Below are 13,594 nucleotides of genomic sequence, written 5' to 3'. Positions count from 1 at the left end.
CAACGGTGACGTCGGCCACCTTCTGACCGATGTAGATGCCGGTAGCCATGGGGCTTACCCCCGTTCGCGGTTGATGCTCCACATTCGGGCGTACGCGCCACCCCGTTCTAGCAGAGCCGCGTGGGAGCCGTCCTCGATGATGCGGCCGCGATGAAGGACAAGGACGCGGTCCGCCCGCGCCGCGGTGGCGAGGCGGTGGGCGACGATGACCGAGGTGCGCCCGGCGGTCGCGTTGTCGGCGGCGTCGAGGACCGACCTCTCTGTTGCCGGGTCGAGCGTGGCGGTCGCCTCGTCCAGGAGGATGACGTCCGGGCGCAGCATCTCGGCGCGCGCCAAGGCGATGATCTGGCGCTGCCCGGAACTCAAGCCTCGGCCGCGCTCGCCGACGGGGTGGTTGAACCCGCCCGGGATGGAGGCGATGACCCCGAGGGCGCCGATGCGGCGCACGGCGTCTTCGATCTCCTCCTCGCTGGCGGCGTCGACGCCGTAGGCGATGTTGTCGGCCACGGTGCCGGGGAACAGATAGGTCTCCTGCGGCACCTGCGCGATCGAGCGGCGCCACTGGTCGAGAGGGAAAGTCGCAATGTTGCGGCCTGCGGCACGCACCTCGCCTGTCGAAGGGTCGTAGAAACGCGCGATGAGCTTGACGACGGTCGACTTGCCCGCCCCCGTCGTGCCGACGAGTGCCACCGTCTCCCCGCGGCGCAGCGTGACGTCGAGGTCTTCGAGGATGACAGGGGTCTCCGCGCCGTAGCCGAAGCTGACGCGGTTGAAGTCGATGTCGCCGCGGGCGGACTCGGCGGCGCGCGGGTCGCGGCCGGTGTCGGGGACCGTCGTGGTGGTTGCGAGCAGATCCGTGATGCGGTTGAAAGAGATCGTGGCCTGCTGCCACGAATCGAAGATCTGCCCGAGTTGCTGGATCGGCCCGTAGAGCTGGCTGAGGTAGAGGGTAAAGGCGACGAGCACGCCGACGGACACATCGCCCGCGGCGACGCGCTCGCCGCCGACGAGAATGATCACGGCTGTCATGATCTGGGAGATGGCCTGCATGCCGGGGAAGTAGCTCGCAACGAGCGCGACCGAGCGCATGCGGTAGCGGCGGTACGTGTCGGACGCGTGGGTGAAGTCGTCTTCTGCCGCAAGCTCGCCGCGGTGCATTTGGGTGACGCGGATGCCACCGATGAGTTCGGCGAACTCGCCGTTGACCGCGGAAACTTGCGTGCGCGCCGCCTCGTACCAGCGCTTGGACAGGATCCGGAAAACAACGGTCGCGGCGACGATGACGGGCACGGCCGCCAGTGCGACGAGTGTGAGCCCGACGTCGGTGGCGACGAGCATCGCCGAGACACCGATGAGGGTTCCCGTGGAGACGATCGCCTGGGCGAGCCCGGTCTGCAAGAAGCTGGACAAGGCGTCGATGTCGGTGGTCATGCGCGTCATGATCCGGCCGGAGAGGTGACGCTCGAAGTAGGACATCCCCAGGCTATGCAGGTGCGCGTAGCTGCGCAGGCGCAGCCCGTAGAGCAGACGTTCGCCCGAGCGAGAGCTCAGCACCGTCATGAGTGCCTCCGCGGCCCAGGCGATGACAACCACGCCTAAGGCTAGGGCGCCCACAGCCCACAGCGCGCGCGGGTCGTGCGGCTCGATGCCGCGGTCGATGGCGGCGCGCACGAGGGTGGGGAAGGCCAGATCCGCGAGCACGCCGATAACGAGGAGCACAACGGTAGCGGCAATCAGCCACCTCACGGCTGTGAATAGCTCGGCGACCCGGAATGGACGGCCCGGTTCGCGCAGTGGGGCAGGGTCGAGGCGGGGCTGCTCCGTGGCCGCGGGCAGGCGGGCGACACGCTCGCGCAGTTGCGCGGTCGCGACGATGCCACGGGGTGCGGTCGGGACGTGTTCGCTCGCACGCTTCTCGACGTCCGGCCACAGCACTTCCCGGCCGAGCGGCGGCGCGGGAGTTGATTCTGGCTGTGGGGTTTGTTCCGGGGCCATCAGCTCGCGGTAGGCGGGGGTGGCGACGACATCCGCGCGCGGGCCGTCCGCGACGACCGTGCCGCTTTCCATAACGACCACGCGGTCGGAGTGGTCCACGGTGGATTGGCGGTGGGCGACAGCGATGACGGTGGTCTCGCCGAGGGTGTCGCGTAGGTTGCGCAGGATGGTTGCCTCGGTTTCGGCGTCGATGGCGCTGGTTGCGTCGTCAAGCACGAGCACGGCGGGGCGCGAGAGCAGGGCGCGGGCGAGCGCGACGCGCTGGCGCTGGCCACCCGACAGAGTCAGACCGCGCTCGCCGACGAGGGTGTCGAAGCCGTCGGGCAGGTCGTCGATGAACTCCTCTGCGCAGGCGAGGCGGGCGGCCTGGCGGATCTCAGAGTCCGTGGCGCGCCCGCCCGGGGCGCCGAGTGCGATGTTGTCGCGCAGCGAGGAGGAGAACAAAAACGCCTCGTCGAAGACGCACGTGACCTTCTCGCGGATGGCTGCGGATGTGAGGTCGGCGTAGGAGGTGGGGGTGCCGTGGGCGTCGATAAGCGAGATGCTCCCGGTGTCCGGGGTGTAGAACGCGCCCGTGAGCTGGACTGCCATGGACTTGCCCGCGCCGGGCGGGCCGACGAGCGCGACGAACTCACCGGGGCCGGCCTCGAGCGAGAAGCCGTCGAGCACCGTGTGGCTGTTCGTGGTGAAGCCGACGCTGTCGAAGCGGATGCCAGTGGGGCCTGCGGGGGCGGGTGCGGGATCGGCCGGCTCTGGGCGCTGCGGGCTCAGCGTGAGAACCTCGTCGAGGCGGTCGATGGAACTCGAGCCCATCTGCAGGCGCACGTACTGGTTGGTGAGCATGCTCATCATGCTGGTCATCGATGTTAGATACGCGGTGAACGCGACGAAGCCGCCGATGCTGATCCCGCCTGAGATTGCGGTGAGGCCACCCGCGACGATGGTGATGACCAGCGCAACCTTCGGCAATTGGCTCAGGACCGGTTGGAAACGCGCGGTGAGCTTCGCCGAGCGCATCTTCACCGCGTAAAGAGTGCTGCTGAGACGGTCGAGCTCGTCGATGGCGCGCTGCTCGCGACCGAACGCCTTGACCACGCGCACACCCGAAACGGTTTGCTCGACGTGGGCGGCGACATCCGCGGTGGTCTGCTGGTTGACCCACGTAGCGGCGTAGAGGGTCGTGCGCGAGCGGTTTGCTTCCCACAGGATAAGCGGCAAAAGCGCTAGCGATAGCACGGTGAGGCGCACATCCATGGCGAACATCGCGCCGAGCGTGATCACGAGCTGTAGTGCCCGGGTGGCAAAGATCGGCAGTGTGCCCAGCACCATATGGAACTGGTTGAGGTCCGAAATCGAGCGCGAGACCACCTGGCCGGTGACGATGTCGTCCTGGCCCGGCCCGTCGAGTCGCTGCAGGGTGCGCAACAGGTTCACCCGCACCCAGTGCTGGCTGGATGCCGCGAGGTGTCCCGCCGTCCAGCGGCGCACCCAGGACAGTGCGTAGGTGGCACACGCGACACCGACCATTGCCCAGGCGATGCGAGTGACAGATCCGTCAACGGTGCCGGTGGCGACGTCGATGGCGCGGCCCGTCAACGCGGGAAGCGCGACCTGGAGCAGTGCCGCCAGCGCCGCGCAGCCGAACGCGAGCGCGGCCGTGCCGCGGTTGGCCAACAAGGAGCGCAGCATAAGGCCGCGCCGGGTGTGAGGTGGACGCACGGCGGGGCGGGCTACTTTTTGTCGCGGTCGAAGGCGCCGGAGACGAACTCGAGCAGGCCCTTCTTGGAATCGCTGGGCTCGGTGATCTCACTCGACGCGGTTACGCTCGTGAGCTCCGCCGGGAACTGCGCGGGCAGCGGGCCGAGACTCGGGGAGACACCGTCGATGACCGTGGCGGCGAGCTTGCGGTTCGCCCCGGCGCCGGCAATCGCGCCGAGGCCGAGCGGCAGCAGCTTGCCAATCCACGCGCGGCGCAGGCGGCGGGTCACCGACTTCATCGCGGCGCGGGTGAGGATGTTATTCGCCTCCGCCAGCGTCGGGCCGGAGAAGCGCGACAAGGTTGCCGCCGTGGGCAGCTTGCCGCCATTCTCGCCGAGCAGGGTATCAACCACCGCGAGGCCCTTCGCGCCGGTGAGCACGACGAGCACGATGGCGCGGCGGCGCTCCGGGTCGCTGATGTCTACGCCGCGCAGGTACGCGCTGGCCATGGTGTAAAACGCCGCGAGGTCGAGGAAGACGACGGACTCACCGGCGATGGCTGCGGTGCCGGTGACCAGGCCGACGCCTGGAACTGCGGCGGCTAGACCGGCTCCCGCGCCCGTACCGGAGACGGTGTTGCGGAAGTGCTTGTCCATAATCTCCTGCACCTGGGCGGGAGTCGCTTCCGGATTCTGGCGACGCACCCAGTTCACGTACGACTGGATGGGGCCGGTCTGCAAGTGAACGGCCTTGTCCACCGTGGAGATAAACGCGCGACCGATCGGACCTGCCTCCTTCTCGAGGGCCGCCGTGTCGGAGTTCAGCGCGTCCGTAATAATCTCGCCTACCTCGGGGTCCTTCTTCCGGTTGAAAACCATGGTGTCCTCCAGTGCTTGTATCGCGGCGCGTATTTCGGTGCGCGCCGACGTGACTTTGTTCTAACTCTCTATTCAATGCGCGGCGGCGCCTCGCTCATTCCCGAGTAACAGCTGGGGCGTGCCCGTGGGCGCTCACCGCAGAGAACAAAGTCTAATGTCTCGCTAAGGTGGGGTGTATGGATTCAGCGTCAGGGCCCATCGCGCGCACAGCGGCGGGACAGGTGCGAGGGATCGTCGACGAGAACTCGGGGGTGCGCACATGGCGCGGGGTTCCGTACGGGGCGGACCCATCCGGTCAGGGACGCTTCCGCGCCGCCCGGCCCGCCGAAGAGTGGACCGGAGTCAAGGACTGCACCTCCTATGCGCTGCCGGCACTGCAAGGGTCATTTGGGTGGAAGGATGCCGTGGTCGGGGCGGAGGACTGCCTCACGCTCGACATCGTCCGGCCCGATACGGACGACGTCTTGCCCGTCGTGGTCTACTTCCACGGCGGCACGTTTGTTACCGGTGCGAGCCACGAAAAGGTGCTGCAAGGCCACGCCTTGGCCACGGCCACCGACGTCGTCTACGTCTCCGTGAACTTCCGCCTGGGCGTGTTGGGTTACCTCGACTTTCGCTCGATCGGCCAGGACTGCGTGGCCAACCCGGCGCTGACCGACCAGATCCTGTCCCTGGCGTGGGTGCACGACAATATCGCCGCGTTCGGCGGCGACCCAGGCAACGTGACGATCATGGGCGAATCCGCCGGCGGTGCGGCGGTGACGCATCTGATGGCTTCCCCCGCCGCGCGCGGGCTCTTCCACCGCAGCATCGCACAGTCGCCACCGTGTGCCAGCGTCCACTCGCGCGTGCAGGCGGCAATGTGGGTGCGCGCACTTATAGAAGGCATGGGGATGTCGCGCCTGAGCACCCTCAACGACTTGCGCGACGAGGACGCCCGCGAGCTCGTGCGTGTCGGCCGCAGCATGCTGCTCAACGGCCGCGAGGCGCTACAGTTCAACACCGCCTTCATGCCAACTGTCGACGGCACGACGCTACCTGCCCATCCTCTCGACGTTTTCGAGCGCGGCGAGCAGGCCCCGGTGCCGCTCATCATCGGCACGAACGAGGACGAGGCGAGCTTCGCAAAGGCGATGTACCTGACCACGAAAGGCCGCCGCCGCGCCGCCCACCGCGCACTCAGTGTCTTCGACGCCGACAACGCCCAACAGGTCCTGGCTACCTACTCACATGTCGGCGGACGGCGCGACTTTGCGGAGCTCGTCGCCGACGCGTTGTTCTGGGCACCCGCGGTGTTGATGGCTACTGCGCACCGCTGGGTGGCACCGACGTGGATGTACCGCTTCTCCTACGCCTCGTCCACGATGCGTCGCCTCGGCCTGGGGGCGATGCACACCGCCGATCTTGGGGTGGTCTTCGGCGACCCGGACGCGACGCGCGCCTCGCGGATCGACCGGATCGGCTCGCGCGCCGGACTTGGATCGCGCGAGGCTTTCGACGAGGTCAGCCGCGTCATGCAGCACCACTGGGGAACCTTTTTCCACGAGGGCAGGCCCGGCGAGGAATGGCCGGTCTACGGGTTCCGTTCTGATGATCGGCCGGGGCGCGCGACCGCGGTGTTTACGGAGGATTTCCGTGTTGAGTACGACCCGAAGGCGGCGCAGCGGCGCGCCTGGGAGGAGTTCGACCTGCGCGAATGGGGAGGCAACCGGGAGGACTTGATCGAGTTGTTCGCGCACGACATTTCTTCTACCGGCTCCCGATAGTGCAACGCATGTCCGATTTGGACGGCGAACGAGGGTTGGTGTGGCTAGGCTGGGGCGAGTCGAGCTGTGTTTCTGACTGGCTGGACGGATTCTCCTACTCAACTTTGGAAGGAAATGGTGCGCTGTGAGCTTTTTCGAGGACATTGCCGCCGCCCTTGACCGCGACGGCATTGAATCGCGGGTCCACGACGCGACGATGTTCGTGCCGATCACCGCTGACGTGGAGATCCAGTTCGTGGAGGTAGACCCCCACTTGCCGGCTGCGAACGTCTACATCGCGGCGGCGGACGTGGACGAGGACGACGATGAATTTGAGGCCGTACTGGTCTCCGTGGTGTTTTCCGTCGAGACCGCTGTGGCCACGGTCGCGGAGCACATCGCTACTGACGAGGTCGTCACTGTGCTGCGGGACCTGCTCGAGGGCACGGACGAGCGCATCTCCGACTTGGAGTTCTTCTCTGACCGCGTCAACGACCAGCTGGTGCGGGCCGAGGTCGGCGAGAGCGCCGAGATCCAAGTGCTGGTGGAGGTCGTTGACGGCACTCCGACCGCAAGCGTGACGTTCGTGGCCCTGTCCGACAATTACGATGATCTGATGGATGACGCCATCGGGGAGTTGTGGGAATCCGACGGTGATGCGGAGCTGACTGACGAGGATCGCGCGCGTTTGTTCCAAACCATCCACAACGAGGCCGTCTCCGAGGCGGAGGTGCTCAACCTGGGCTCCTACACCGACTTCGACCGCCTCTTTGACGTGCTCAGCCTTGCCGCTGACCAGGCAGAGGACTGGGAATCCCAGCTCCTGCCTGTCGAGGATGACTTCGACGAGCCGGACGTCTACGACATCTTCGGCGAGGACGACCCCGAGCTGTTGGGCGAGGCCGTCGACGACGACGCGGACGACCTGATCATCCCCGAAGTACCGGTCGAGGAAGACGAGGTCTAGGCGCACGTCTAGGCACACGCGCTGCCTACGCCGCCGTGAGCCCCGCAAACATGGATGAAGGGGACAGAACGGGGGTGTAGGTGGCGTCCACAAGCCAGACGTAGGTGACCGAGCGCGGCGCGGGGATTTCGTGGACGGCGTCGACGGAATCCTCGTCCAGCACCGCACGGACCCAGGCCTCTGACAGCCGCGGGTCGACGGGCAGGCCGGTGCGGTCCGTAATGCGCAGCTCGATGAGGTACGAGGGGGCCAGCTTCTCGCCGTAGCCCTGGATGCGGGCGCGCGCCCGGGGCCCGACCCTGCGCCGGGTGACAGCGACAGTGAGGTCGTCGCCCAGCCCCAGTCGGGGCAAGGCCTTGATGGGTGGGCGCCACGTAGCGGTCGAGCGTGAGAGTGAGCGTGGGTGGCGGATGATTCCGCGCAGCGCTTCGACGGTGGCGGGGTGAGACCGCGCGATGTCATAGGCGAGGTCGGTGGCACGGTGAGCAGTAGGGTCCGCGGCGGGGGAGTGCAGGGATTTCTTGTCAGTGAACATGGTGCTGAGACTAGAACGCCCATGCGACACCACATCGCACGCGAACGAACGAATGTTCGAATTATGCGGATGTGCTTGTGTGAGGTCTAGGCTGAATGGGCAATGGCAACCGCAGTTTCCTCCGACGCCCTCGTCCCGCGGCTTTCTGACACGGTCAAAGTCCTCGCGGCGTCGGCACTCATCATCGCTCTCGGCTACGGGTTCATCGCGCCGATCCTGCCCCAGTTCACAGCAAGCTTCGGCGTTTCACTCGCCGCCGCGGGCGCAGTCGTGTCCATCTTCGCCGCCGCCCGCCTGATCGGCGCGCCCGGTGCGGGCCTGCTCGTGGACAAGCTGGGGTCGCGGCCCGTGTACCTGACCGGCCTGTTCATCGTGGCCGGCGCAACGTTCCTCGTGGCTTTTGCCCAAGCGTACTGGCACATTTTCGCACTGCGGTTCATCGCGGGCTTCGGCTCGACCATGTTCACGCTGTCGGCCCAGGCACTGATCGTCCGGGTGACGCACCCTTCTATCCGCGGCCGCGCCAACGCCATGTACGCCACCGCTTTCCTACTCGGCAACATCATCGGCCCCGTCATCGGTGCGGCTCTGTCCTTCCTCGGGTTCCGCATCCCCTTTGCCATCTACGGCATCGTCGTCGCGCTTGCCGCCGTGCTCGTGTGGGTGGCTACCTCCACCACGCGCGGCAAGGTCGTGCTGCCTCCGCGCCTGCCACCGATGCCGTTGGAGGAAGCCGCGCAGTCTCCGACATATCAAAGCCTTCTGGCGTCGGGTTTCACCAACGGGTGGGCCAACTTCGGCGTGCGCGCCTCTGTCTTGCCGCTGTTCGCCGCGGCAGTGTTCGCCAACGGTGGAGCCGCAGCCGGGTTAGCTCTGACTGCCTTTGCCGTCGGCACCGCGATCTCCCTGCAGTTTTCAGGCAAGCTCGCCGACAGGATCGGGCGCAAACCCATGATCATCGCGGGCCTGGTGACCATTGCCGTCTTTACCGGCTTGATGGGTTTTGCCACGAGCTTCTGGCCGCTGGTGATTACTTCGGCGTTCGCCGGAGTCGGCGGCGGGCTGATGAACCCGTCGCAGCAGGCCACGCTAGCCGACCTCATCGGCAACGACCGTTCGGGCGGTAAAGTGCTGTCCACCTACCAAATGGTGCAGGACACCGGGGCGATCTTCGCGCCGATCGTGGTGGGACTGCTCGCCGAGAGGTTCGGGTTTGCCGTCGCGTTCGCCTCGTGCAGCGTCATCGCTGTGTTCTCCCTCGTGTTGTGGCTCGCCCGCGGCGAGGAAACCAAGCCCGCCGCCACAGGAAAGGACTGACTGACATGCGCGTTCTCATTGACTGCGACCCCGGCATCGACGACGCCCTCGCTTTGGCGTACCTCACGGCCCTGCACCATGAGGGCCGTATTGAACTCGATGCTGTGACCACCACCGCCGGCAACGTCGAGGCGCGGCAGTGCGCGGCCAATGCCGCGTGGGTGCTCGCCCTGTGCGGCCTGCGCACCATTCCGGTCGCCGCCGGTTGTACGGGCCCGCTCGAGCTGGAGCTGACCACCACGCCCGACACCCACGGGGACACCGGGCTGGGGTATGCCACCGCGCCCGAGCGCTACGTTGAGAGCGATTGGGACACGATCTGGTGCGATGCCATCGAGCGCGGCACCGACGACCTTCACCTAATCGTCACCGGCCCCGTGACCAACCTGGCCGCGTTTCGGCGGATGCACCCGGAGCACTTCGCGCGACTGCGCCACGTCACCATCATGGGCGGGGCGTTTTCCTACCCGGGCAACACCACGCCGAGCGCGGAGTGGAACTTCTGGGTCGATCCACACGCGGCGAAGGAGGCGTTCGCGGCCGCGCCAGCACCTCTGACGGTGTGCTCCCTCGGCGTCACCGAGCGCATGTTGCTTACGCCGGAGCGGTTGGAGGGGGTCGTCGAAAAGCTTGGCGGGGCCCCTATCGCTGAGCAGCTGCCCGACATCGTGCGGTTCTACTTCGAGTTCCACGACGAGGTCGGGGAGGGCTACCGCGCCCAGATCCACGACCTGCTTACCACCCAGGTCGCGCTGGGCACGGTGCTTTACAACGCCACCGTGACCACCGTCGACGTCGAAGCCGACTCCGAGCTCATGCGCGGCACCTCCGTTGCCGACCTGCGCGGGATGTGGGAACGCGAGCCCAACGCGCGCGTGGTCACCGGCGCGGATATCGACGCTGCGTGGGCGGAGTTCGAGCGCGCCTGCGGAGTACTCGCCGAGTTCTTCGGCGGCGGGTTGGCGCACGTGCGCCATGCGCGCGCGGAGGAGTAACCGCACTTTGTGCTCGGCCAGGTGCCCAGCCAGGCCCAGCCAGGCCCAGCGTCGCAGGTAGCGCCCTGTTACACTTTCCTCCGGTTCCAGCTGCGCCGTGCGGCTGCCGCCCGCCGAGGTGACATAGGCGGGCCACTTTTTCCTGTGTAAAAAACGGAGACGCAATGTCACTTTCTTTCAGCACCACCAACTCCCAGTGGACAACCGGGCGCAAGGCCTTGGCAGCCGCGGGAGCAGCAATTATCGCCGCGACCTGGCTCTACATCGTTCTCGTACGTCCTACCGACTGGGAATCCGTCACCTCGTCGCGTGAGGGCCTGATCACCCTTGCCGGGTACGGCATCGGCACCCTGCTCGTGTTGGCGGCCACCTTGCCGGTGTTGCCGGCGCGCACCATCGGCCTGATCCCGATCGCGATGATCCTCAACTCCGTCATCGGCCAGGTGGCCGGTTCGGTCGGTATCCCGCTGTACCTCGACTCCATCGGCACCGTGCTCATCGCAGCGCTCGCGGGCCCGGTCGCGGGCTTGGCCACGGGCGCGCTCAACAACGTCGTGTGGGGGCTTGTCACGCCGGCTGCCCTGCCATTCGCCGCTGGTGCAGCCCTGATCGGCTACCTCGCCGGTGTGTTCATCCACAAGTTCGACGCCTTCCGCAGCATCGTCCGCGTCGTGCTGTTCGGCGCGATCCTCGGGCTAGTTGGCGGCATTGTCGCGGCCCCCGTCGCGGCGTTCGTCTACGGCGGCACCGCTGGCGTGGGCACCGGCGCGGTCGTCTCCCTGTTCCGTGAGATGGGGGCGTCCCTTGTGCAGTCCGTGACCTTCCAGTCGTTCATCTCCGACCCGCTGGACAAGATCATCGTCATGCTCGTTGTCTTCTTCGCCCTGAAAGCCATGCCGAATCGCACCGCGCGATCGTTTGCCCCGCTTCACGACGACACGGCAACCACAGCCACCACAGCATCCACCACACCCACGGCCTAATGAACCCGCTCACGGCGCTCTCGCTCGCGCTGGCGGGGTGGATCGCCGTCATGGGAATCAACCTCCCGCAGTTCTCAGTCGCGGTAGCCGCGGTAGCGCTGGCGGTGGCCACTGCAAAGACAAGGACCCTGGGCGTGGTCGCAGCCGTGGCGGCTCTGACCGTGCCGGCGGGGCTGTCGATGACGCTGGTCCACGCCCCCTACGGCGCGCAGCGAATTGCGCCGCTGATCACCCTCGATGGGCTGGCCGTCGCTGGCGAGCTCACTTTAAGGTTCATGGCGCTGATGGCTTGCTTCATCGGCGCGATGGCGTTCGTGCGCATCCCCGAGCTGGTCAAAGCCCTCCAGGTCGCGCCCGGCGGCAACCGAGTGGCCTACATCGTCGGCTCCGCGCTGCAGTTATTTCCGCAGGGCACCCGCACCGTGGCGGTGGTCCGCGACGCGAACCGGCTGCGCGGGCGCCGCTTGGGCGTGCGCAATGTCGTCCCGCACCTGGTGCTGCCCCTTCTGGCACACCTGCTCTCCAATGGGGCGAGCCGCGGGTTCGCGCTTGAGACGGCGGGCTACGACCTGCCCGGATCGCGCACCGTCCTGCGCCCCGCGCCCGATAGCTCACTCCAGCGCGCGGTGCGCTGGCTCGCCCCCGCGATCGCCGTGGCGGTGGTTGTGTGGATCTGAGCCTGATCAGTGGAGGCGAGCGAATCATCCAGGTCGTGGGGGAGTCCGGCTCGGGGTTGAGCCTACTTGCCCGCTACCTCCACGAGCGCGTCCCGGGGACTGCGGTGATGCGCCAGGACGCGGAGGCGCATGTCACCTACCTGCGCGACACCGTGATCGAGGAGGTCTGCATCGGTCTTGAGCAGCGCGGGATCGCGCGCGACGAAATGCTCGCACGTGCTGAAGCGATGCTCGCCGCAGCCGGGCTGAGCCACCTTACCGAGCGCAACCCGTCGACGCTGTCCGGCGGTGAGACGCGCCGCCTCGCGTTCGCGGCCGTGGCCATTCTGGACCCAGACGTGCTCGTGCTCGACGATCCTTTCGCCGGCCTCGATGCAGACTCCGCACGCCTGATCCGCGCATTCCTTGCGCGATCCCGCCCCCAGGTGGTCGTGCTTGGCCACACCTTCCACCACGACCTCGGCGGGCAGTGCCTATCGCTTATCGACGCCACCCTTTCCACCACCACACCTCCCACCACCACCGTGGAGCTCCCACTGCCTGTGGAACCAAGTGGCGACCTGCTGGATCTCGGAGTTGTTGGCGCGCGCCGTGGCGGACGGCGGGGTCTGTTCTCACGCGCCCGCAGCGACGAGTTCACCCTCGAGCCGGTCCGGGTCGTGGCGAACCCTGGCGCGGTGGTCTGGCTGCGCGGGCCCAACGGCGCCGGCAAGACAACGCTGCTGCGTGCGCTCGCCGGTCTCGACGGGGCGCACCCGCCCGTGGAAGCGGCACTGGCCCTGCAGCGCAGCGCAGACCAGGTAGCCGAATCGACGGTAGGGGAGTTCCTCGGCTCGGTGGATCTTGCCCGCGCTCGCGGCTTCGACCCGGAGGAGCACCCGCTCGACCTGTCTGCCCGCGACCTGCGCCTGGCGCAGCTTGCTCAGGTGTTCGCGTACAACCGCCCGCTCGTGCTTCTCGACGAGCCCGATGTCGGCCTCGACACTCTCGGGCGCACCCGCGCGCACGCGGAAATTGCGGCAGGGCTATCCCGCGGAGCCGCAATCGTCCTCACCTGCCACGACCCGTCGTTCGTGGCGGAAATGGGGCAGTACGCGGGGGTCGAGGAGCTTGAGCTCGGTTAGCGGGGCTGCGCCGGAAGCTTTGGGCTGAATGCGCTAACGAACTGCCGCGATCTTCGGGGCGGTAATGCTCTCGAACATATCCGACGGGATGGGACGGCGCAGTTTGAGATTGGTAACCACCACATCTAACGCAGATCCTGACTCACTCGGCATTGTTGCGTTCTGTGCGTCGGTCGCGACTGCTTCACCGAGGTAATGGAATGCAACGCCATCGGCGTCTTCGCGCTTCACAAAGATATGGAGGATAACCTCGCCGTGCAGAATCGGCTGGAGTTCCGCGCTGCGTAGTGTGCGTCCATGCCGGCTAAACCAGCGCATTGTTGAGGGGTCAAGCAGAGAATCCTCGTATCGAATGCTCTCCGAGACGTTCGCGTCCTTGTGATAAGTCACAAAGATGGGGCAGGTCTTTGAATCACGATCGACTCTGTAGCCGTAAATCGTTGACTCCAGATTCTTCGTCCAATTGAGGAGGCGGCTGACGTCTTTGCGCGTGTACATCTTGCCAAAGACGAGTTGGTCGGAGCCACGATAGTGCTTCCGATTAAGCAGCAAACCGGTTTCGATCGCGTCGTCCATGTGCGCGCGGAAGCTGATTTCGGGTTGGACATGGTCGCCGGCGTATGAGTGGTAGGTATCCCACAGCTCGTCGTTGATGCGGAAGACCCCGCCAACTCGGCTAG

Annotated in this window: 11 protein-coding genes; 7 read left to right on the top strand and 4 right to left on the bottom strand. The window is 66.7% G+C overall.

From position 1 onward, the window contains the following. Positions 1 to 54 precede the first annotated feature (54 nt). Both VVR41_RS08640 and VVR41_RS08635 read right to left on the bottom strand, forming a co-directional pair. Positions 55 to 3,684: an ABC transporter ATP-binding protein gene (locus tag VVR41_RS08640; protein ID WP_409338303.1), complete on the bottom strand. Its 3,630-nt coding sequence runs from the start codon at positions 3,682 to 3,684 to the stop codon at positions 55 to 57. A gap of 41 nt (positions 3,685 to 3,725) precedes the next feature. Then, positions 3,726 to 4,571, bottom strand: coding sequence for a hypothetical protein (locus VVR41_RS08635; protein ID WP_368524416.1), 846 nt, complete (start codon positions 4,569 to 4,571; stop codon positions 3,726 to 3,728). Positions 4,572 to 4,747: 176 nt separating this feature from the next. On the opposite strand from VVR41_RS08635, the gene VVR41_RS08630 reads away from it, so the two are divergent. Next, on the top strand, positions 4,748 to 6,337 hold the full coding sequence (locus VVR41_RS08630; protein WP_368524415.1) for a carboxylesterase/lipase family protein: 1,590 nt from the start codon (positions 4,748 to 4,750) through the stop codon (positions 6,335 to 6,337). Positions 6,338 to 6,461: 124 nt separating this feature from the next. Beyond that, entirely contained in the window at positions 6,462 to 7,283 is an 822-nt protein-coding gene (locus VVR41_RS08625; protein ID WP_368524414.1) for a hypothetical protein, read from the top strand. Positions 7,284 to 7,308: 25 nt separating this feature from the next. Here the strand turns inward: VVR41_RS08625 and VVR41_RS08620 are convergent, their stop codons facing one another. Continuing rightward, positions 7,309 to 7,818: a hypothetical protein gene (locus VVR41_RS08620; RefSeq protein ID WP_368524413.1), complete on the bottom strand. Its 510-nt coding sequence runs from the start codon at positions 7,816 to 7,818 to the stop codon at positions 7,309 to 7,311. Positions 7,819 to 7,920: 102 nt separating this feature from the next. On the opposite strand from VVR41_RS08620, the gene VVR41_RS08615 reads away from it, so the two are divergent. The 5 genes from VVR41_RS08615 (at position 7,921) to VVR41_RS08595 (ending at position 12,914) form a co-directional block, all read left to right on the top strand. Next, on the top strand, positions 7,921 to 9,135 hold the full coding sequence (locus VVR41_RS08615; RefSeq protein ID WP_368524412.1) for an MFS transporter: 1,215 nt from the start codon (positions 7,921 to 7,923) through the stop codon (positions 9,133 to 9,135). A 5-nt stretch (positions 9,136 to 9,140) separates the two neighbouring features. Beyond that, the gene (locus tag VVR41_RS08610; RefSeq protein ID WP_368524411.1) at positions 9,141 to 10,130 is read left to right on the top strand and encodes a nucleoside hydrolase; all 990 of its coding nucleotides are present in this window, start codon (positions 9,141 to 9,143) and stop codon (positions 10,128 to 10,130) included. Positions 10,131 to 10,294: 164 nt separating this feature from the next. Next, positions 10,295 to 11,113 carry an ECF transporter S component gene (locus tag VVR41_RS08605; RefSeq protein ID WP_368524410.1) on the top strand — a complete coding sequence of 273 codons (819 nt, stop codon included), beginning with the start codon at positions 10,295 to 10,297 and terminating at the stop codon, positions 11,111 to 11,113. Next, positions 11,113 to 11,790 carry an ABC transporter permease gene (locus VVR41_RS08600; RefSeq protein ID WP_368524409.1) on the top strand — a complete coding sequence of 226 codons (678 nt, stop codon included), beginning with the start codon at positions 11,113 to 11,115 and terminating at the stop codon, positions 11,788 to 11,790. The genes VVR41_RS08605 and VVR41_RS08600 overlap by 1 nt, the downstream gene beginning before the upstream one ends. After that, complete coding sequence (locus VVR41_RS08595; RefSeq protein WP_368524408.1) at positions 11,781 to 12,914, top strand: ATP-binding cassette domain-containing protein; 1,134 nt, start codon at positions 11,781 to 11,783, stop codon at positions 12,912 to 12,914. Before VVR41_RS08600 ends, VVR41_RS08595 begins: the two co-directional genes overlap by 10 nt. A gap of 33 nt (positions 12,915 to 12,947) precedes the next feature. Here the strand turns inward: VVR41_RS08595 and VVR41_RS08590 are convergent. Next, positions 12,948 to 13,594: DUF3427 domain-containing protein (locus tag VVR41_RS08590; protein WP_368524407.1), on the bottom strand; the 647-nt coding region annotated here is incomplete at its 5' end.

This window comes from Corynebacterium sp. LK2510, from assembly GCF_040946405.1.
Lineage (GTDB): Bacteria > Actinomycetota > Actinomycetes > Mycobacteriales > Mycobacteriaceae > Corynebacterium.
The sequence above is the reverse complement of the archived record's forward strand: the minus strand, read 5'-3'. Positions and strand labels throughout refer to the sequence as shown.

Bases quoted from the DNA above. Each gene is read 5' to 3' on its own strand.
- VVR41_RS08640 (WP_409338303.1), bottom strand. From the start codon at position 3,684: ATGCTGCGCTCCTTGTTGGCCAACCGCGGCACGGCCGCGCTCGCGTTC.
- VVR41_RS08635 (WP_368524416.1), bottom strand. From the start codon at position 4,571: ATGGTTTTCAACCGGAAGAAGGACCCCGAGGTAGGCGAGATTATTACG.
- VVR41_RS08630 (WP_368524415.1), top strand. From the start codon at position 4,748: ATGGATTCAGCGTCAGGGCCCATCGCGCGCACAGCGGCGGGACAGGTG.
- VVR41_RS08620 (WP_368524413.1), bottom strand. From the start codon at position 7,818: ATGTTCACTGACAAGAAATCCCTGCACTCCCCCGCCGCGGACCCTACT.
- VVR41_RS08615 (WP_368524412.1), top strand. From the start codon at position 7,921: ATGGCAACCGCAGTTTCCTCCGACGCCCTCGTCCCGCGGCTTTCTGAC.
- VVR41_RS08610 (WP_368524411.1), top strand. From the start codon at position 9,141: ATGCGCGTTCTCATTGACTGCGACCCCGGCATCGACGACGCCCTCGCT.
- VVR41_RS08605 (WP_368524410.1), top strand. From the start codon at position 10,295: ATGTCACTTTCTTTCAGCACCACCAACTCCCAGTGGACAACCGGGCGC.
- VVR41_RS08600 (WP_368524409.1), top strand. From the start codon at position 11,113: ATGAACCCGCTCACGGCGCTCTCGCTCGCGCTGGCGGGGTGGATCGCC.